The sequence below is a fragment of the Tistrella sp. genome, from assembly GCF_002684955.1.
Lineage (GTDB): Bacteria > Pseudomonadota > Alphaproteobacteria > Tistrellales > Tistrellaceae > Tistrella > Tistrella mobilis.
The window spans coordinates 107,304-125,686 of the sequence record NZ_NYWI01000029.1 but is presented as its reverse complement, the minus strand read 5'-3'; the positions used below and the strand labels follow the sequence as shown (position 1 = coordinate 125,686).

The 18,383-nt window shown below is 69.6% G+C and carries 17 protein-coding genes; 5 read left to right on the top strand and 12 right to left on the bottom strand.

Going from position 1 to position 18,383, the window contains the following annotated elements; translation table 11 throughout:
- Nucleotides 1–3 precede the first annotated feature (3 nt).
- The gene (locus tag CMO28_RS07595; RefSeq protein ID WP_296711961.1) at nucleotides 4–1,947 is read right to left on the bottom strand and encodes an MHYT domain-containing protein; all 1,944 of its coding nucleotides are present in this window, start codon (nucleotides 1,945–1,947) and stop codon (nucleotides 4–6) included.
- Nucleotides 1,948–2,173: 226 nt separating this feature from the next.
- Here CMO28_RS07595 and CMO28_RS07590 point away from each other — a divergent pair, with 226 nt between their 5' ends.
- Nucleotides 2,174–2,833: a nitroreductase gene (locus tag CMO28_RS07590; RefSeq protein ID WP_416370962.1), complete on the top strand. Its 660-nt coding sequence runs from the start codon at nucleotides 2,174–2,176 to the stop codon at nucleotides 2,831–2,833.
- A 55-nt stretch (nucleotides 2,834–2,888) separates the two neighbouring features.
- Here the strand turns inward: CMO28_RS07590 and CMO28_RS07585 are convergent, their stop codons facing one another.
- The 11 genes from CMO28_RS07585 to CMO28_RS07535 form a co-directional block, all read right to left on the bottom strand.
- Nucleotides 2,889–3,722, bottom strand: a complete 834-nt coding sequence (locus tag CMO28_RS07585) for an aldo/keto reductase (protein ID WP_296711956.1) — start codon at nucleotides 3,720–3,722, stop codon at nucleotides 2,889–2,891.
- A gap of 122 nt (nucleotides 3,723–3,844) precedes the next feature.
- Entirely contained in the window at nucleotides 3,845–4,453 is a 609-nt protein-coding gene (locus CMO28_RS07580; protein WP_296711953.1) for a 2-hydroxychromene-2-carboxylate isomerase, read from the bottom strand.
- A 101-nt stretch (nucleotides 4,454–4,554) separates the two neighbouring features.
- Entirely contained in the window at nucleotides 4,555–5,493 is a 939-nt protein-coding gene (locus tag CMO28_RS07575) for a glutathione S-transferase family protein (RefSeq protein ID WP_296711949.1), read from the bottom strand.
- A gap of 158 nt (nucleotides 5,494–5,651) precedes the next feature.
- Complete coding sequence (locus CMO28_RS07570) at nucleotides 5,652–7,064, bottom strand: amidase (RefSeq protein ID WP_296711946.1); 1,413 nt, start codon at nucleotides 7,062–7,064, stop codon at nucleotides 5,652–5,654.
- A 34-nt stretch (nucleotides 7,065–7,098) separates the two neighbouring features.
- On the bottom strand, nucleotides 7,099–7,626 hold the full coding sequence (locus tag CMO28_RS07565) for a hypothetical protein (protein WP_296711943.1): 528 nt from the start codon (nucleotides 7,624–7,626) through the stop codon (nucleotides 7,099–7,101).
- A gap of 7 nt (nucleotides 7,627–7,633) precedes the next feature.
- Nucleotides 7,634–8,608 carry an alpha/beta hydrolase gene (locus CMO28_RS07560; protein WP_296711939.1) on the bottom strand — a complete coding sequence of 325 codons (975 nt, stop codon included), beginning with the start codon at nucleotides 8,606–8,608 and terminating at the stop codon, nucleotides 7,634–7,636.
- Between the two features lie 109 nt (nucleotides 8,609–8,717).
- A complete protein-coding gene (locus tag CMO28_RS07555; protein ID WP_296711936.1) occupies nucleotides 8,718–9,512 on the bottom strand; it encodes an enoyl-CoA hydratase in 795 nt (264 codons plus the stop codon).
- A gap of 49 nt (nucleotides 9,513–9,561) precedes the next feature.
- Nucleotides 9,562–10,797, bottom strand: a complete 1,236-nt coding sequence (locus tag CMO28_RS07550) for a CaiB/BaiF CoA transferase family protein (protein WP_296711933.1) — start codon at nucleotides 10,795–10,797, stop codon at nucleotides 9,562–9,564.
- Nucleotides 10,781–11,824 carry a TRAP transporter substrate-binding protein gene (locus CMO28_RS07545; RefSeq protein ID WP_296711930.1) on the bottom strand — a complete coding sequence of 348 codons (1,044 nt, stop codon included), beginning with the start codon at nucleotides 11,822–11,824 and terminating at the stop codon, nucleotides 10,781–10,783. The genes CMO28_RS07550 and CMO28_RS07545 overlap by 17 nt, the downstream gene beginning before the upstream one ends.
- A gap of 78 nt (nucleotides 11,825–11,902) precedes the next feature.
- The gene (locus CMO28_RS07540) at nucleotides 11,903–13,189 is read right to left on the bottom strand and encodes a TRAP transporter large permease (protein WP_296711927.1); all 1,287 of its coding nucleotides are present in this window, start codon (nucleotides 13,187–13,189) and stop codon (nucleotides 11,903–11,905) included.
- Nucleotides 13,186–13,701 (bottom strand): TRAP transporter small permease subunit, encoded by a 516-nt coding sequence (locus CMO28_RS07535; RefSeq protein WP_014744923.1) that lies wholly within the window; start codon nucleotides 13,699–13,701, stop codon nucleotides 13,186–13,188. The genes CMO28_RS07540 and CMO28_RS07535 overlap by 4 nt, the downstream gene beginning before the upstream one ends.
- A 220-nt stretch (nucleotides 13,702–13,921) precedes the next feature.
- Between CMO28_RS07535 and CMO28_RS07530 the strand changes: the two genes are divergently transcribed.
- From CMO28_RS07530 to CMO28_RS07515, 4 genes are all read left to right on the top strand, one after another.
- Complete coding sequence (locus CMO28_RS07530; RefSeq protein WP_296711922.1) at nucleotides 13,922–14,608, top strand: GntR family transcriptional regulator; 687 nt, start codon at nucleotides 13,922–13,924, stop codon at nucleotides 14,606–14,608.
- A 58-nt stretch (nucleotides 14,609–14,666) separates the two neighbouring features.
- Entirely contained in the window at nucleotides 14,667–15,482 is an 816-nt protein-coding gene (locus tag CMO28_RS07525; RefSeq protein ID WP_296711919.1) for an enoyl-CoA hydratase-related protein, read from the top strand.
- 44 nt (nucleotides 15,483–15,526) lie between these two features.
- Entirely contained in the window at nucleotides 15,527–17,062 is a 1,536-nt protein-coding gene (locus CMO28_RS07520; RefSeq protein ID WP_296711916.1) for an AMP-binding protein, read from the top strand.
- Nucleotides 17,063–17,187: 125 nt separating this feature from the next.
- The gene (locus tag CMO28_RS07515; protein ID WP_296711913.1) at nucleotides 17,188–18,381 is read left to right on the top strand and encodes an MlaE family ABC transporter permease; all 1,194 of its coding nucleotides are present in this window, start codon (nucleotides 17,188–17,190) and stop codon (nucleotides 18,379–18,381) included.
- The last annotated feature ends 2 nt before the right edge of the window (nucleotides 18,382–18,383 follow it).

The following is an 18,383-nucleotide window of genomic DNA, read 5'->3' as shown; positions in this document are numbered from 1 at the left end:
CAGTCAACCCAGGGCATCCTCCACCTCGGCGTCCGGACCGGCCGGGCCGTCGGGCCCGGCATCGTCCGACAGCGGCAGCACCAGCCGCGCGACCGTGCCGAAGCCGTAGGTGCTCTCGATCTCGATCCGCCCGCCCTGCAGTTCCGCCAGGGCCTTGGCGACGGTCAGGCCAAGGCCGGCGCCCTCGAAGCGCCGCGAGAGGCCGTCATCTGCCTGGAAGAAGGCGTCCGTCACCCGGTCAAGGCTCTCGGCCGGAATGCCCGACCCGCTGTCGGTGATGGTGATCGCGCCGGTGCCGTCCTCGCGCCGCTCCACCAGCAGCACCACCTCGCCATCGGCCTCGGTGAACTTGATGGCATTGTCGATCAGATAGTCGAGCACCCGCACCGCCAGCCGCGGATCGCCCAGAACCTCCACCGGCCCGTCATCGACATGGTCCAGCCGGACACCGCCGCGACGCGCCCGATCTGCGGCACTCCGCATCACCGACCGGATGGCGGACTGGGCATCGAAGCTGCGCAGTTCGCAGCGCTCTTCGCCGCCATCGATCCGGCCGAGCCCGATGATCGCGTCGACCACCGAAATCAGCCGCCGGCCCGCGCGGGAAATCTCGTCGACATAGCCGTCATACACCTCGGAACCGAGCGGCCCGTGCAGGCGCGCCGTCATCAGATCGGCATAGCCCAGCACCGCCGCCAGCGGCGTGCGCAGTTCGTGGCTCATCATCGAGATGAAGCGCGACTTCGCCCGGCTGGCCGCATCGGCCAGATCCCGCGCCTCGGCAAGCGCCGCCTGCACTGCGGCGCGTTCCTCGACATCGTGGAAGGTCACCACCAGGGCCGCCACCGCCGCTTCGTCGCGCAGGTCGCGGAGCTTCACGTCGCAGGCCCGCACCCCTCGGGCGCCCATATCGACACGCAATTCCTCGGTCGCCGTGCGTTCGCCACCGGTCAGCACACGCTCGAACAGCGCGCGCAGGCGATCCCGATCCTCGGCGACCACCATCCGCACCAGGGGCCGGGCGCGGGCGATCGCAACCAGATCGGCCGGGCCCACCACGTCCATGATCGCGTGATCGGCATCGGCAACCACGATCAGATCCGATCCGGTCGCCAGCAGTGCCGACATCCGTCGGCTGCCCAGGCGCAGCGTCTCCGCCTCGCGCGCGGCCGACAGGGCGAAGCGTTTGTCGATGGTAGCCGAGGCGATGATGATGGTGACCACCAGTGCCGCGCCGACCGCCACCAGCACGGCGATGACCTGCGGATGCACCGCATGGGCCGAGGCTTCGAGGAACAGCAGCCGGCCGAGTGCGATGGTCTGGGCCGGCTCGAACCGCGCCGCCGCCATGCCGGTATAGTGCATGCCGCAGATCGCCACTGCCATGACCACCGAGGCCCCCAGCTTGGCCGGGATGGAGACCTCTCGCCGGGCGATGGCCAGGGCTGCGGTGGCCGCGACCAGGGCGATCACCACGCTCAGCGCAAAGGTCCAGGGCTCGTAGAGCAGCCGGGCGGGCATGTGCATGGCTTCCATGCCCATATAGTGCATGCCCACGACACCGGTGCCGGTTGCGAGCCCCGCGCCCAGCAGGGCCCCCGGGTGGTTCCCGGCCCGCGATACCCAGGCAAGCCCCAGCCAGGTCATCGCCACGGCGATGATCAGCGAGCCGACGGTCAGGTCCAGGTCGTAATCGACCGGAAAGGGCAGTTCATGGGCAAGCATGCCGATGAAATGCATCGACCAGATGCCGCCGCCCAGCACCACGCTGCCGGCTGTGATCCACACCGTGCGCATCCGGGGCCCTGCGGTCGGAATCCGGCCGGCGGTCTGCAGCGCCGCGTAGGACGCGAACAGCGCGACCACGACCGACAGCACGACCAGCCGCGTATCGTAGCCGCTTTCGGCATAATGCCCGCCAGCGTCGTGGGCGAACTCCAGAAACATATGTCAGCCGCCCTTCCGAAGGCCGTCACCGGAAACCCGGCGCGAACGTCGCCGCCGCGCCACGCATGGTTCCGAAGCGCGTCGGGCAGGGCGCAACGGACCAGTTTTCATGGCATTCTGCCCGAGGAGAGTAAAGGAAACATGGACGGAGCCCATGACGAATTCAGAAGATCCGGCCCGTATCGCCGCAGCCGTGGCGGCTGCATCGCGCCGCGTGGGAGAAACCATGGCCGGCCGGCGCAGCACCCGCGCCTTCCGACCCGATCCGGTCCCGCGGGAAACGGTGGAACGGATCCTGGCACTGGCGGCCCGCGCCCCCAGCGGATCAAACATCCAGCCCTGGAAAGTCCACGTTCTGGCCGGTGCCACCCGCGCGCGCGTGGTGGCTGCACTGACCGCAGACCACGCCGCCGGCGCCCCGCGCGCCGCCTGGGGCTATACATACTATCCGGTGAAGTGGCGGGCGCCGTATCAGGATCGCCGTCGGGCGCTCGGCTGGTCGCTCTACGGCCTGCTCGGCATCGGCAAGGGCGATCAGGACCGCATGCAGGCGCAGGAGCGGCGCAACTTCGCCTTCTTCGACGCCCCGGTCGGGCTGATCGTCACCATCGACCGCGACATGGAACAGGGATCCTGGGTGGATGTCGGGATCTTCGTCGGTCAGGTCCTGCTGGCGGCCGAGGCGATGGGCCTGCAGACCTGCCCGCAGGCGGCCTTCGCCATGTATGACGGCATCCTGCGCGATGAGATCGGCTATCCCGAAACCGAACAGGTGGTCTGCGGCATCGCCATCGGCCATGGCAACCCCGACGACGTGACCGCCCGGCTCCAGACCCCGCGTGAACCGGTGGAAGGCTTCGCAACCTTCCAGGGTTTCGCCGACTGAAATACGGAGGCCGGCGCGCGGGCAGCCCCTGCCCTGCGCCGGCCACCACGGCTGATCAGGCCGCGTCCCATTCGGGTGCGAAGGACGGATTGATCATCCGGCCGTTGCCGCGCAGCGCATCGATCTTCGCCCGCTCGGCATCGCTCAACCGGATGTCGAGTGCTGCCAGATTGGCGCGGATATGGGCTTCGCTGCCGGCCTTCGGGATGGCGCTGACCATGGGCTGATCGATCAGCCAGCGCAGCACCACCTGCGCCGGAGAGGCGTCGTGGGCCTCGGCGATCTCGCGGATCACCGGGTCGTCGGCGACCTTGCCGCGGGCCAGCGGGCTGTAGGCGGTGACCATCATGCCATGGGCGCGGGCATAGGCCAGCACCGGATCCTGGTTCAGATAGGGGTGGTATTCCACCTGATCGGCGGCGACGTCCACGCCCAGCTCTTCGACCACGCGCTTCATCAGCGCGACCGGGAAGTTGCTGAGGCCGATCAGCTTCGCCCGCCCGGCCGCCTTCACGCCTTCGAGCGCGCGCATGGTCTCGGCCAGATCGATCTTCGGATTCGGCCAGTGGATCAGCAGCAGGTCGACCTGATCGACCTGAAGCTTCTTCAGCGACTCTTCCACCGACGCCTCGAGCGTGCCGGCGGCCAGTCGTTCATACCAGACCTTGGTGGTCAGGAAGACTTCCGAGCGGTCGATCGCGGACTCGGCGATCGCCTCGCCGACCTCGGCCTCGTTGTCATAGATCTGCGCGGTATCGATATGCCGGTAGCCGAGGTCGAGCGCGGTGCGCACGGCACGCACGCAGGCCCGGCCGGTGATCTGCCAGGTGCCGAAGCCGAGCGCCGGAACCCGGGCGCCCTTGACGTCGATGATGGTCTGGTCAGGCATGGCTCATCTCCGGAAGCGGAAGGATAGGGTCCGCCGCGTCGGCGCGCGGGCGGCGCAGGGGAGGACGTCTTGTTGTGTTTGCCCCCGATGCGGGGGGAGAGATGGTCCGGCGGCGGCAGGCGTCAATCCAGCGTGACGCCCAGGCGCTCGGCCAGGAAGTCGAGACGGTCCTGGCCCCAGAAGGGTTCGCCGTCGAAGATATAGGTGGGCGCGCCGAACACGCCGGCCGCGATGGCGTTGTCGGTCATGGCGGCGCGCTTCGCCGCCAGATCCGCGGTCGCCGCATCGGCGCGATCGAGCAGCTCAGCATCCAGCCCCTCACGCCGCAGCAGGTCGGCCAGCGTTTCGGCATCCGTGATATCACGCCCCTCGGCCCAGACCGCGCCGAGCACGCCGCCGATCAGCCCGGCGGGATCCACACCCTCGGCCATGGCCTGCAGCACCAGATGCGCGGCCCGGGTGTCGTCGACCGGGAAAAAGCGCGGCTCCAGCTCCAGCGGCACGCCCAGCCGGTCGCGCCAGCGCTTCAGCTCGTACATGCGATAGGTCTGGCGCTGCACCGGCCGCTGTTTCAGCGGCACGCCACCCGACGCGGCGAAGATCTTCGGAAAATCCACCGGGTGCCAGCGAATGACGGCGCGGCCACGATCGGCGATCGCCACGAAGCGGTCATGGCCCAGATAAGCCCAGGGCGACATCAGCGGCAGGTAGCAGTCGACGATCCGAGTCATGAAACGGCTCCGGCAAGGGATGTGGGGCGGCCGTCGCGACGATGCCGCCCGCGAGCGGGCTCGCGGGCGGCATCCGGCAGGCGGCGCTTACGGTATACCGTTCAGGCGGGTCGGACAACGTAGCCGATGCGGGGGAAGTGTACGGCGATCTCTCCCAGCTCGGGATCCTCGCGCCGGATGCTGATCCGCCGCCGGCTGATCGCGGTCACCTCGCCGGCCACCGGGTCCTTGCCGAAATCCTCGGGCGTGACCGTCACGCTCGTGCCCGGCTGCGGGGCGTTGTCGTCCGCCTCCCCCACCGTCTCGGGCGGCAGCGGGGTCGCTTCGCGGGCGATGGCGAGTGCCGCATCCGGCTCCATCTCGATGCGGGTGCCGTGGCGGAACTCCCGCACCCGGCCGTTCCAGGCCTGGGCGTTCAGATATTCGGCCATCACCCCGCCGACCTTGCGGCCGTTGTTCTCAAGGAACCAGATCGGATGATAGGCGGCGAAATCCGCCAGGCTCGGCTCGTCGCCGAACAGATAGAGCGTGCCCTGCCCCAGCGCATCGTCGAGCACGGCGAGCGCATTGTGGAGCTGTTCCTTGAACATCGGCGCGGCCGCCTTCATCCGCTCCACATCGGCCCGCGGCGCGCCGTTCATCCGCGCACGGTCTTCCAGAAGTTCCGGCGGCAGCTTGTCGGCATTGAACGCCATGGCATAGCGCACCGCCGGCCAGAACAGCATGCGCTCGGCCCAGAGCGAGAAGGCGAGCAGGCCGCCCCAGCCGCCGGCGGCGGTGCCGTTCTCGGGGAACAGGGTCGGCTGCGGATGGCGGCGCTCCAGCTCTTCGGCGATCAGATTGGTGTCGACATAAACATCGGCCCCGATCTGCATCACCGGCGTGCGGCGATAGCCGCCGGTCAGCGGCGTCAGCTTCGGCTTCGGCGCCCAGATCGGCTGTACCACCGAATTCCAGGTCACCCCCTTGAAGCCCAGCATCAGCCGGGCCTTCTCGGCAAAAGGCGACGAGTCGTAGTGATGGAGGATGATCTCCGTCATCGTCCTCTCCTGTCTGCGCGACATCCCGGCCACCGGGCGCGGGCCGCCGCAGGTCTGAGCGTCCGGACCAGTCTCGTTCTGGCACTCTTCTCGTTTCGAGAGCTATATCCGGCGATCATTATACCCATGGTTTATTTTCCCGCCAGTGACGGCGGGGCTCAGTCCGCGGCGCTGCGCGGCGGCAGGGGGATCGGGCGCACCCGTTCGAAGGCCCGTGCCACCCGCAGAACCAGCGCATCCGCCCCCACCGGCCCCACGATCTGCAGCCCGACCGGCAGGCCGTCGCGATCGAAGCCACAGGGGATCGAGGCCGCCGGCTGGCCGGTCAGGTTGAAGGGGTAGGTAAAGGGCGTCCAGTCGTTCCAGGTGGTCGCCGCCGGATCGCCCGGATGGTTGCGGCCCGCCTTGAAGGCTGTATCCGGCAGGGTCGGCGTCAGGATCACATCGAAGCGCCGATGCAGCCCGGCCATATGCGCCGCCAGCCCCGCGCGGCGGAATTGCGCCTGGGCGAGTGTCACGGCGTCGAAGCCCTGGCCGATATTGGCCGCCGCCATAAGGGTCTGGTCCAGCCGGCGGCGCTGGTCGTCGCTCATGCCCGCGGCCATCAGGGCCGCGCCCGTGGTCCAGATGATCTGGAAGATCCGGCGGGTTTCGGGCAGATCCACCGTCACCGGCTCGACGACCGCGCCTTCGGCGCGGAAAACGTCGATCGCGCCATCGACCGCGGCCGCAACGTCGTCATCCACCGGCTCGTCATTGATGGTCGGCGCAAAGCCGATGCGAAGCCCGCGCACCCCCTCTTCCAGCTCGGCGGTGAAATCCTCGACCGGAAACGGTTTCGCGTACCAGTCGCGTGCATCCGGCCGGGCCAGCACCGCCAGCATCAGCGCCGCATCGCGCACGGTCCGGGTCATCGGCCCGACATGCGACACGCTGGACAGCGGGCTGGCCGGCCAGGCCGGCACCCGGCCGAAACTCGGCTTCAGGCCGAAAATGCCGGTGAAGCTGGCGGGGATACGGATCGACCCGCCGCCATCGGTGCCGATATTGAGCACGCCCAGCCCGGTCGCCGCCGCCACCGCCGCCCCACCCGACGAGCCGCCGGGAGTGCGGTCGCTATCCCAGGGATTGCGGGTGATGCCGGCAAGCGGGCTGTCGGTCACCCCCTTATGGCCGAATTCGGGCGTGGTGGTCTTGGCGGTGAACACAGCCCCGCTTTCGCGCAGCCGGGCCACGGCCGGCGAATCCTCGTCCCAGTCCTGCCCGGGATCGACCGCGCGGCTGCCGCGCAGCGTCGGCCAGCCGGCCGAGAGCAGCAGGTCCTTGATGGTGGCCGGCACACCGTCGAGCGGCCCGGCCGGCTCCCCCGCAATCCAGCGCAGTTCCGAAGCCCGTGCCTGGGCCCGGGTGGTTTCGGGATCGAGAAAGGCGCAGGGGTTCAGCTCGGGCTGAACCTCGGCGATGCGCGCAAGGCAGGCCTCGGCCACCTCCACCGGCGAAACCCGCCGGGCGGCATAGGCCTCGACCAGCGATGATGCGTCGGCGAAGCAGAGATCGTCGGGCAGGCTCATGATGATCGGCCTTTCAGGGGGGAGAGGAAGGCGCTCAGGAAACCGGTTCGGGGTCGTCCTCGTCGGCCGCAGGGCGGCGCCAGCCGATGGCCGCGATTTCGGCGGCGATCCGGCCGGCAAGCTCGGCGCCCGGGCCCTGGGCGTCGGGCTGGTCGGGCAGCACCCGGCCGCCATCGGCGATCCGCAGCAGGCTGCGGGCGACCGCGGCGAACAGCGCCTCGGGCGTGCCCGGATCATCCAGCACACCGGCGGCCCCGGCCGCCAGCAGGCCCGCGGCCAGCACCGCCGGCGGCCGGTCGCCTTCGGCCGCCACCACCAGCAGCCGGCGGGTCGGCAGCCGCCCGAGCAGGGCGCGGATCTCGTCCTCGGCCGCCGTCAGCGGCCGGCGCAGCGGCATCACGATCAGCAGGCCCGGATGATCGGCCAGGCATCCCGGCAGATCCGACGCCGTCACCTCGATCGGCGGCGCCGCGGTCACGGCGGCAAGGCCGGTCCGCCAGGCGGCGGCGGCCAGGGCATCGCCCTCGGGTCTGACCAGCAGAACCTGCGGCAGGCCAGGCATCACCGCCTCATCTCCCGGGGGTCGCGACAGCCAGCCCCTGCGCCAGCCGCCGGGCCAGACCGTCGATGGCGCTGCGCGCATCGGCGAACCAGGCGGTCATGTGCAGGAAGCCGTGGAACATGCCTTCGGCGCAATGGTGGTCGGCCGCAACGCCGGCCGCCTTCAGCGCCGCGGCATAGGCCTCTCCCTCGCTCTGCAGCGGGTCGAAACGCGCGGTCAGGATATGGGCGGGCGGCAGCCCGGCCAGGCTTTGCGCGTGGATCGGCGACAGCCGCGGGTCTTCCAGCGAAACCGTATGATCGGGGATATAGCAGGCGCGGAACCAGCGCAGCAGCCGCTCGGTCAGGAACAGCCCCTCGCCGGGCTTCTTCTCGCGCTTTTCGCCGGTGCCCAGATCGGTCGCGGGATAGATCAGCAGCTGGAAGACCGGCTGCACCGCATCGCCGGCATCGCGGAGCGCGATCGCGGCCGCCGCCGCCAGATTGCCGCCGGCACTGTCGCCGCCGATCGCCAGCCGGGCCGGGTCCAGCCCCAGCGCGCCCACCCGCCCCGCCAGATCGCGGAAGGCCGCGACCGCATCGTCGAACCCGGCCGGAAACGGATGTTCGGGGGCCAGACGGTAATCGAGCGAGATGACCACGGCCCCCGATCCGACCGCCAGCCGGCGGCAGATGTCGTCATGGGTGTCGAGATCGCCCAGCACCCAGCCGCCGCCATGCAGGAACAGCAGGGCCGGCGCCGGGCTTCCGTCGCAACCATCCGGTCGATAGATGCGCGCGGGCCGGTCGCCGGCGGCCCCCTTCAGCACCAGGGCATTCACCGCCACACCGCCCTGCACGGGGCCGCGAAAGCGGAGCATGGTGTCGCGGAACAGGGCGCGCGCCTCGCCCAGCGCCATCTGGTCATAGGGCGGTGGCGGGCTGGCGCGCAGCATGTCGATGAACAGCTGCGCCTGCGGATGCAGGCCGTCGAAAGTGAACACCGGCACTCCCCTGGCTGGTCGCGTGACCCGCCGATGATCCGGCGAGGGCGCCTCCGGCGTCAAGCCGGCAGTCTGCAACCTCGCCGCATTAAGGGAACGCTCCGTGCCTCTATCTGCCGTCGAAGACCGGCACCCGCTTCTCGCCGAAGGCCCGCCGACCCTCGACATAGTCGTCGCTGGCGAAGCAGGCATCGACCGCCAGATCGGCGGCCTGGGCCATGGCCGGGTCGCCCAGCAGCACATGTTCGACCGAAAGCTTGGCCGCCATGATCGTCAGCGGCGCCAGACCGGCCAGCACCTGGGCCCGTTCGGTGACCACATCGGCCAGCGCCACATGCGGCACCACATCCGAGACCAGCCCCCAGGCCAGGGCCTGGCTCGCCTCCAGCCGGCGGGCCGAGACCACCATCTCCCGCGCCCGGGCCGGGCCGACCGCGGCCGCAAGCCGGGCCAGCGCCTCGCGGCCATAGCCCACGCCCAGCTTCGCCGCCGGAATGGCGAAGACCGCATGCTCGTCGGAGATCCGGATATCGCAGGCGAGAGCAAGGTTGAGCCCGCCGCCGACGCAGGCGCCGTGGATCATCGCGATCACCGGCAGCCGGCTGCGGGCGATGCGATGCAGCACCGACCTCGTGGCCTCGGCATAGGCCTGCACGCCCGCCGGCTCCGACCGTTCCTGGTCGAAGCGGGAGATATCGGCCCCGGAGGCAAAGGCGCGGCTGCCCTCGCCCCGGATCACCAGGGCGCGGATGTTGGTATCGGCCGAAAGCTCGTCCAGCGCCTGGGCCATCGCGTGCCACATGTGCAGGCCGATGGCATTGCGCCGGTCGGGATTGTCGATGACCAGGGTGGCGACCGCGCCCTGGGTGTCGACGCGGATGCGCCCGGCTTCGGGCATGGACATAGGCGTGTTTCCCCTCGATCGAGGACGGTGACGGACCGGTCAGATCAGATCAGATGACGCCCCGGTCCCGCAAGCCGTCGATCGCATCGGCGGCAAGACCCAGATCGCTCAGCACGCGATCCGTATCGGCGCCGAGCGCCGGCGGCGGCCCCGCGATGCCGCCCGGGGTCGCGGTCAGCGTGACCGGCAGCCGCAGCAGCGCCGTGCTGCCCGTCTCGTGCCCCGGCAGGTCGACGGGGGTTGCAAGCCGCAGATGGCGGACCTGGTCATCGGCGAAGACCTGGGCCATGTCGTTGATCGGCCCGGCCGGCACGCCGGCCTCGTTGAACACCCGCGTCCAGTCTTCCGCAGGCCGCGCCTTCAGCCGGTCGGCGATCAGGGCATTCAGCCGATCGCGATTGGCCAGCCGCGCGTCGCGATCGGCGAAATCGGGGTCGGCCGCCAGATGCTCCAGCGCCGCCACCTTGCAGAAGCGCTGCCAGATCACCTCGCCCGCCACCGCCAGATTGATCGGCCGGTCCGCGGTTGGGAAAACACCGGTCGGGATCGAGGTCGGGTGGTTGTTGCCGGCCTGGGCCGGCACCTCGCCCTCAACCAGGGTGCGGGCGGCCTGGAAGTCCATCATGAAGACCTGGGCTTCCAGCAGCGAGGTGTGCAGCCACTGGCCCTCGCCGGTTGCACGCGCATGCAGCAGGGCCGCCAGAATACCCAGCGCGCAGAACATCCCCGCCGTCAGATCGGCCACGGGGATGCCGGCTCGCACGGGCCCCTGCCCCGGCAGCCCGGTCACCGACATCAGCCCGCCCATGCCCTGGGCGATCTGGTCGAAACCCGGCCGCCCGGCATAGGGCCCGTCCTGGCCGAAGCCCGAGATCGAGGCCATCACCAGGGCGGGGTTGATCGGCTTCAGATCTTCCCAGGCGATGCCGAGACGCTGTTTCACGTCGGGGCGGAAATTCTCGATCACCACATCGGCGCGCGCGACCAGACGGCGGAAGAGATCCAGCCCTTCCGACGCCTTCAGGTCCAGCGTCATGCTGGCCTTGCCGCGGTTCAGATTGGCGAAATCGCTGCCCTCGCGCCCCATCATGCCGTCGCCGCCCGAAGCGGTCTCGGGCGGCTCTATGCGGATCACCCGCGCACCCCAGTCGGCGAGCAGTCGCGTCGCCGCCGGGCCCGAGCGCACCCGCGACAGGTCGAGCACGGTCAGCCCGGCAAGGGGGCCGCGCAGGGCCCCCTCGCCTGCCGTCCGGCCCGCCTGATCCCGATCAGGAGACCCCGGCATAGCGCTTCCACAGCTCCATCAGCTTGGCGCCGTCCTCGCCATGGGCATCGACATAGCCCTGATAGATCGGCTTCATCAGCTCGTCGATGCGGGCGCGATCCTCGGCCGAAAGATCCTGGCTCACCTTGGCCAGCTTCTTGATCTCGGCATAGAGCTTGTCCTGCTCGGCCTTGAAGTTCTCGGTCGACCAGGTGATGGTCTCGGCCACCGCCTGTTCCACCGCCTTCTGCTGCTCGGCATCCAGCGCCTGCCATTTGCGGCCGTTCATGATCAGCAGATAGGGCGAGCGCACCAGATTGGCGTCGACATGCACCGGTGCGACGGTCGCGAGGTTGTTGTTCACATAGGACGACCAGGTGGTGGCGATGCCGTCGACCGTGCCGGTCTGCAGCGCCAGGAACTGTTCGGCCGCGCTCATGAACACGATCGAGGCGCCCATGGCACGCAGCGCCTCGTCGGAGAGGCCGCCGGCGCCGCGGATCTTGCGGCCGTTCAGGTCGGCGACGCTCTCGATCGGGTCGCGCATGAACATGCCGACATCGCCCGAGCTGTTGATCACGCCCAGCATGCGCACGCCGAAGCGGCCGAGCGAGCGGTCGATGACCTCACGGACCTCCGGATCGGCCGCAAACTTCGCCTGGGCGGCATCGTCATAGCTCGCCGGTGGGAACGGCAGGGTGAAGATGTTGAGCAGCTTGGCCTGGCCGGTGATGTAGCCCGCATAGATGGAATACATGTCGACGGTGCCCTGGGCCGTGGCCTGCAGCCCTTCGCGCCCCTTCACCAGGCTCTCGGCCGGGAAGACCTCGACCTTGATCGTCTTCGACAGGGTCTGGATGCGGTCGGCCAGGTACTGCGCAGTACGGCCGCGGAAATCCTCGGTCGCGAAATAATGGCCGAAGCGGAGTGTCACCTCGGCGGCACTCGCGGCACCGGCCGAGATCAGGGCGAGGGTCGCCGCGGCGACACCGGCGGCGAGCCGGGCGCGCAGCCGCGGGCGGCGCGCATTGGTCCGGAACAGGGGCATGGCGTGTCCTCCCTTGGGACGAGTTCGACTGTCATTGGGTTTTGGGCCGGCAGCCTCGGGGCCGCCGGCCGGCAGGCGTCAGCGGATAAAGCCGGTGACGAGTTCGGGGAAGAGGCAGAGCACCACGATCACCACCGCCAGCAGCCCCATGAAGGGCAGCGTGCCGCGCACGACCTGGGAAATGCTGGTACCGGGCAGGCAGGATTTGGCGACGTACAGGCAGAGCCCGACCGGCGGCGTGATCACGGCGAAAGACATGTTCACGATCAGCACCATCGCGAACCAGACCGGGTCGAAGCCCAGCTTGATGATGGTCGGGTACACGATCGGCATGGTGATCAGGATGATCGAGGTGACCTCCAGGAACATGCCGAGCACGAAATAGGCCGCCATAAGCAGGGCGAAGACGGCCCAGCGCGACAGGCCCATATGCAGCACCCAGTCGCTCAACCCCTGGGGCACGCGCAGCAGGCCCAGCAGATAGCCGAACAGCATGGCGCCGATCAGCACGAACATCACCATGCAGGAGGTGCGGGTGGCATTGACCAGCGCGGTGCGAAAGGCCGGCCAGTTGAGCTTGCCCGACACGGCCGCCAGCAGCAGTGCGCCGATCACGCCCACGGCAGCTGCCTCGGTCGGCGTCGCGATGCCGGCATAGATGCTGCCGATGACCGCCACGATCAGCACCACCGTCGGGCCGGCCAGACGGATCGAGGCCAGCCGCTCCGCCCAGGTGAAGCGCGGCCGCGGCGCGTCGGGCTCGATGCCGTGGCCCAGCGAGACGGCGACCATGATGTACAGGCAGAAGGCGGCGATGATCAGCGCCCCCGGCACCAGGCCGGCCAGGAACAGATCGGCGATCGGGGTTTCGGTCACCACGCCATAAAGGATCAGCGGCAGGCTGGGCGGGATGATCATGCCGAGTGCGCTGGAGGCGGCGACCGTGCCGGTCGACATCTCGCGCGTATAGCCGCGGCGGACCATTTCGGGGATGGCCACGCCACCGATCACCGCCGCCACACCGACGCCGGTGCCGGCGACGGCGCCGAAGGCGGCACAGGCCACCACGCCGGTCATGGCAAGCCCTCCGGGCAGCCGGCCCAGCCAGCGCTCGATCGCCAGGAACAGGTCGCGGCCGATGCCGGTGAAGCTGATGATCTCGCTCATCAGAATGAACAGCGGCACCGCGGTCAGCACGAATTCCGAGGTGGCCCCCCAGCTGATGTTGGAAAGCGCCGTCAGCGCCCCCGCATCGCCGAAGGCGAGCAGACCGGCAAGCGTCGCACCCGACAGTGCGAAGCCGATCGGTACTGCAAAGAAGACGAAGCCCAGCAGCAGGATAAGAGCGACGATGCCACCGGTCATGACCGCACCTCGGGTGCCGCGGCGGAACCGGTCAGACGGGTGACGGCATCCAGCGCCCCGGCAAGCGCCGACAGGGTCAGCACGGCCGCCCCCACCGGGATCGCCGCCTGCGGCAGCCAGAGCGGGGTGGCGAGCATGGTGGGGCTTTCCCAGCCGAAATCCCAGCTGTCATAGGCCATCCAGGCGCCGGTCCAGGTCATGGCGGCGCCCACGGCACCGGCGATCAGGTTGCCGAACAGCGCCAGCGCCGCCCGGCCACGCGGGCCGGTCATCTCTTCCAGCATTTCCATGCGGACATGGCCGCCCTGACGCAGGACCCAGCCACCGGCAAGAAAGGTGGTCGCGACCAGCAGATAGCCGCTGACCTCGTTCACCCAGATGGTCGGCCGGCCGACGACATAGCGGGCGACCACCTCGTAGAACACGAACACCGCCAGGCACATCACCAGCACGGCCGAGAGTGCAAAGGCGGCACGGGCCAGGCGGTCGGCGCCGGCCAGGATCACTTTCATGAAGGTCCTCCCCGAGGGATCGCCGCCGGTTCGCCCGGCCGGCTTCGTGATGAACATCAGTGTAGGCGGCGCCGATCAAAGTGTATATACTTTTCTAAATACGGGATGCATTGCACTGCAAAAGGAATACTATTGCGCCGCACCCGAAGCCGCGACACTTTGGACGACCGCACCCTAGAATGTGCAGACGCATGCACCCGCAAACCGGATCCGGGACCCGATGACCGAGCAGACCCGCCCACGCCGCCCCACGATCGCGGAAAGCGTTCAGAAGCGCCTGGCCGACGACATCCTGTCGGGCGAGCTGCCGCCAGGTTCCGTCATCGAGGAAACCCATCTGGCCGACCGCTATGGCGTCTCCCGCACGCCGGTGCGCGAGGCGGTGCGGCGGATGGCGGAAAGCGGGCTGATCGAAACCCGCCCCCGGCAGCGCGCGGTGGTCGCCCGGCCGACCATGTCGTCGGTGCTGGAAATGTTCGAGGTGATGGCCGAGCTGGAAGGGCTCTGCGCCCGCCTCGCCGCCCGCCGGATCACCGAGCGTGGCCGTGTCGCCCTGCAGCAGGCCTGCGCCGACGCCCATGCCCAGGCGGTGGGCGGCGACGTGAACGCCAATTACGAAATCAACGAGCGCTTCCACGAGCTGATCTACGAAGCCGCCCACAATCGCTATCTGGAACAGGAAACCCGGCGGCTGCGCGACCGGCTGCGGCCCTATCGCCTGCATCAGGGCCGCAGCCCCGGCCGGCTCGGCCGGTCTGACGACGAGCATGGCGAGGTGATGGCCGCGATCCTGGCCGGAGAGGCCGACCGCGCCGCCGATCTGATGCGCGCCCATGTCGTCATCCAGGGCGATGTGCTGCGCGACTTCATCCTTCGCCCGCCGCCCGGCCTTGCCGAGACCGGCTGAGTTTTCGTTCGACCCGGACGTCACACCCCTCAGGATCCCCTCCCCGGAAGGCAGACAGATGACCGACCAGACCCAGGCCGCCGAGACCCCGGCGGTCACGCTTTCCCTCGACCGCGGCGTTGCCGTGCTGGAAATCCGCAACCCGGCCAAGCGCAATGCCGTCAGCTACGGCATGTGGGTGGCGATGGCAGAGCATCTGGCCGGACTGCGCGACATGAAGCCGGGTGAGCTGCACGCCGTGGTCGTCCGCGGCCATGGCGAGCGCGCCTTCGTGTCGGGCGCCGATCTCAGCGAGTTCAACGAGGCCCGGTCGGGCACCGAGGGGCCCAAGCGGTACGATGCGGCGGTGGAAGCCGCCTCGGCGGCGCTGGAAGCGATGCCGGTGCCGACCATTGCGCTGATCCACGGCGCCTGCATCGGTGCCGGCATGGGGGTCGCGCTGGCCTGTGACCTGCGCTATGCCGACGAGCGCGCGACCTTCGGCATCCCGGCCGCCCGGCTCGGCATCGGCTACCACGAAACCGGCGTCCGCCGGCTGGTCGATGCGATCGGCGCCGCCCCCGCCCGCGAATTGCTGATGACCGCAAAGCGCTATGACGCCGCCGCGGCGAAGGCGATGGGGCTGGTGAATGCCGTGCTGCCCGTCGACGCGCTCGACGGCCATGTCGAGGCGATCCTCGACACGCTGCGCGAAAACGCGCCGCTGTCGATCCGGGCGTCGAAATGCTCGGTTCGCGCCGCCACCCGCCCCGAGGACGCCGCCGCCGTCACCGCCGCCCGCACGGCGATCGCCGCCTGCAATGGCAGCGCCGACTATGCCGAGGGTCTGGCCGCGCTGACCGGGCGCCGCGCGCCGGTCTTCACCGGCAACTGATCCCCCGCGCCTTCACCTGCACCACCACCGGAAGCCCCGAGCCGATGACCCGTACCCTGCACGCCCTTCTTGATGCGGGCCTTGCCCGCAGCCCCGACGCCGTCGCCATCGAGGCCGGCGACGGCGGCACGGTCACAGCGCGGGCGCTTGGGGTACGGGCGGCGGGCTTCGCCTCTGCCCTGACTGCGGCCGGGGTACAGCCGGGCGACCGGGTGGCGGTGCGAGTGGAGAAGAGCGTCGATGCCATCGCCCTCTTCCTCGGCACGCTGCGGGCAGGCGCGGTGTTCCTGCCGCTGAACACGGCCTATACCCCGGCCGAACTCGGCCCCCTGCTCGCCGATGCCGAGCCCCGGATCTTCGTCACCGACCCGGCCGCGGTGGATCAGTGCCGCGCGGCAATCCCCGAGGCCACCGCGCTCCGCACCCTCGGCACCCGGGGCGAGGGTGACCTGGCCGCTGCGGCCGATGCCGCGATCGCCGGCGGCATCGCAGCGCCAGCACCCGATCTCGGGCCTGACGATCCGGCGGCGATGCTCTACACCTCCGGCACCACCGGCCGGCCCAAGGGCGCGCTGCTCAGCCACGAGAACCTGCGCAGCAATGTCGAGACGCTGTGCACCGCCTGGGGCATGACCTCGTCCGACGTTCTGCTCCACGCCCTGCCACTCTTCCATGCCCACGGTCTGTTCGTCGCGGCCGGCACGATCCTGGCCGCCGGCGGCCGGATGATCCTGCTGCCGCGCTTCGAGGCGGAAAGCGTCCGTGCCCGCCTGCCCGAGGCGACGGTATTCATGGGCGTGCCGACCTTCTATGCCCGGCTGCTCGACCTGCCGGGTTTCGGGGCCGCCGACTGTTCGAAGCTCCGGCTCGCCACCGCCGGTTCCGCCCCGCTCGGCCCCGATCTGTTTCGCCGGTTCCAGACCGCGACCGGCCATGCCATCCTCGAACGCTATGGCGCGACCGAGATGAGCATCGTGGTGTCCAACCCGCTCGACGGCGAGCGTCGCCCGGGTAGCATCGGCTATCCCCTACCCGGCATCGAGGCGCGGATCGCCGGCGCCGGCGACATGTCCCTGCCGGCCGGCGAGACCGGCGAGCTGCAGATCCGCGGGCCGGCGGTGTTCCGCGGCTATTGGCGCCGCCCCGAGGCGACCGCCGAGGCCTTCACCGCCGACGGCTTCTTCCGCACCGGTGATCTCGCCCGCGCCGACGCCGACGGCAGGCTGTCGATCGTCGGCCGGTCGAAAGACCTGATCATCACCGGCGGCTATAATGTCTACCCCCGCGAGGTCGAAATCCTGCTCGACGATATGGAGGGGGTGGGCGAAAGCGCGGTGATCGGCCTGCCCCATGCCGATTTCGGCGAGGCGGTGACCGCGGTGGTGGAGCCGGCCCAGGGGGCCCCGCGGCCGGAAGAGGCCCGGATCCTGCCGGCCCTGCGCGCCGGCCTCGCCGCCTATAAATGCCCGAAGCGGGTGCTGGTGGTCGACCGGCTGCCGCGCAACACCATGGGCAAGATCGAAAAGGCGCGGCTGCGGAGCGAGCATGCCGGGCTTTACACTGCGGCGCAAAAAAAGTGATGTGTGGCGCATCCGAAGAGTCCGATCCCGTGTAACATGATTAAGTCACGTCGCGCCGGCTTGGCCTTCGGCCGGGAAACCGACTAAGTTGGCGCGGATGTGAGGCAATCAGCCGGGAGAGGTGCATGCCGACAGGCGCCGGACCGCGTCGATCCGACGCTTCCGACATCACACAGACCAATTCGCCCGAGACCCGATGGCCCGAGGCCAGCTGGACCGACGGCCCCCACGGGCGCAGGCTGGTGGTTCGCGGCGACTGGACGACCGCAAGGCTCGACCGGATCGAGCGGATCCGGCGGGGCAAGGAACCGCCGGCAGGCGAGATCGATATCGGCGACGTCACCGCCATGGACGCCAATGGCGGGCTGATGCTGCTGACCCTCGCCGGTGTCTCGGAAGCCCCTGAAGAAACCGACGGCCGGCTGGCGGTCGCCGGCGGCGACGACCGCCATCGCGACCTGCTGAAGACCTTGATGCCGGCCGCCTCGGTCGATTGCGGCACCCGCCGCCGTGCCGGCGGCTTCCTCGGCATGGTCGAAACCCTGGGCCGCGCCACGATCGGGGCGTTCAAGGAAGCGCGCGACCTGGTGGCCTTCATCGGCCTGGTGACCATCGCGCTGATGCGCACCGTCTTCCAGCCAAGGCGGATGCGCTGGACGGCGCTGGTCAGCCATATCGAGCGCACGGGCCTGGACGCCATGCCGATCGTGGGCCTGCTGGGCTTTCTGATCGGCGTGGTGCTGGCCTATCAGGGTGCAGACCAGCTCCGCCAGTTCGGCGCCGAGATCTTCACCGTCAATCTGGTCGGCGTCGGCGTGCTGCGCGAAATGGGCATCCTGTTGACGGCGATCATCGTCGCCGGCCGCTCGGGCAGTGCCTTCACCGCCGAGATCGGCTCGATGACGCTGAATGAAGAGGTCGATGCGATCCGCACGCTGGGCCTCGACCCGGTCGACATGCTGGTGATGCCGCGCATGCTGGCGCTGATGATCACCCTGCCGCTGCTCACCTTCTTCGCCGACATGATGGGCATCTTCGGCGGCGCGGTGATGGCGCTGCTCGCGCTCGACATCTCGTTTTCGCAGTATTTCCGCCAGCTCGGCACGGCGATCACGCTGACCACCTTCCTGGTCGGCATGGTCAAGGCGCCGATCTTCGCGGCCATGATCGCGGTGATCGGCTGCTTCCAGGGCCTCCGGGTCGGCCGCTCGGCGGCGGCCGTCGGCCGGGCGACGACGGCCTCGGTGGTCGAAGGCGTGTTCGTGGTGATCCTGCTCGACGCGCTGTTCTCGGTCCTGTTCTCGATCCTGGGGGTGTGAGG

Bases quoted from the DNA above. Each gene is read 5' to 3' on its own strand.
- CMO28_RS07595 (WP_296711961.1), bottom strand. From the start codon at position 1,947: ATGTTTCTGGAGTTCGCCCACGACGCTGGCGGGCATTATGCCGAAAGC.
- CMO28_RS07590 (WP_416370962.1), top strand. From the start codon at position 2,174: ATGGCCGGCCGGCGCAGCACCCGCGCCTTCCGACCCGATCCGGTCCCG.
- CMO28_RS07585 (WP_296711956.1), bottom strand. From the start codon at position 3,722: ATGCCTGACCAGACCATCATCGACGTCAAGGGCGCCCGGGTTCCGGCG.
- CMO28_RS07580 (WP_296711953.1), bottom strand. From the start codon at position 4,453: ATGACTCGGATCGTCGACTGCTACCTGCCGCTGATGTCGCCCTGGGCT.
- CMO28_RS07575 (WP_296711949.1), bottom strand. From the start codon at position 5,493: ATGACGGAGATCATCCTCCATCACTACGACTCGTCGCCTTTTGCCGAG.
- CMO28_RS07570 (WP_296711946.1), bottom strand. From the start codon at position 7,064: ATGAGCCTGCCCGACGATCTCTGCTTCGCCGACGCATCATCGCTGGTC.
- CMO28_RS07565 (WP_296711943.1), bottom strand. From the start codon at position 7,626: ATGCCTGGCCTGCCGCAGGTTCTGCTGGTCAGACCCGAGGGCGATGCC.
- CMO28_RS07555 (WP_296711936.1), bottom strand. From the start codon at position 9,512: ATGTCCATGCCCGAAGCCGGGCGCATCCGCGTCGACACCCAGGGCGCG.
- CMO28_RS07550 (WP_296711933.1), bottom strand. From the start codon at position 10,797: ATGCCGGGGTCTCCTGATCGGGATCAGGCGGGCCGGACGGCAGGCGAG.
- CMO28_RS07545 (WP_296711930.1), bottom strand. From the start codon at position 11,824: ATGCCCCTGTTCCGGACCAATGCGCGCCGCCCGCGGCTGCGCGCCCGG.
- CMO28_RS07540 (WP_296711927.1), bottom strand. From the start codon at position 13,189: ATGACCGGTGGCATCGTCGCTCTTATCCTGCTGCTGGGCTTCGTCTTC.
- CMO28_RS07535 (WP_014744923.1), bottom strand. From the start codon at position 13,701: ATGAAAGTGATCCTGGCCGGCGCCGACCGCCTGGCCCGTGCCGCCTTT.
- CMO28_RS07530 (WP_296711922.1), top strand. From the start codon at position 13,922: ATGACCGAGCAGACCCGCCCACGCCGCCCCACGATCGCGGAAAGCGTT.
- CMO28_RS07525 (WP_296711919.1), top strand. From the start codon at position 14,667: ATGACCGACCAGACCCAGGCCGCCGAGACCCCGGCGGTCACGCTTTCC.
- CMO28_RS07520 (WP_296711916.1), top strand. From the start codon at position 15,527: ATGACCCGTACCCTGCACGCCCTTCTTGATGCGGGCCTTGCCCGCAGC.
- CMO28_RS07515 (WP_296711913.1), top strand. From the start codon at position 17,188: ATGCCGACAGGCGCCGGACCGCGTCGATCCGACGCTTCCGACATCACA.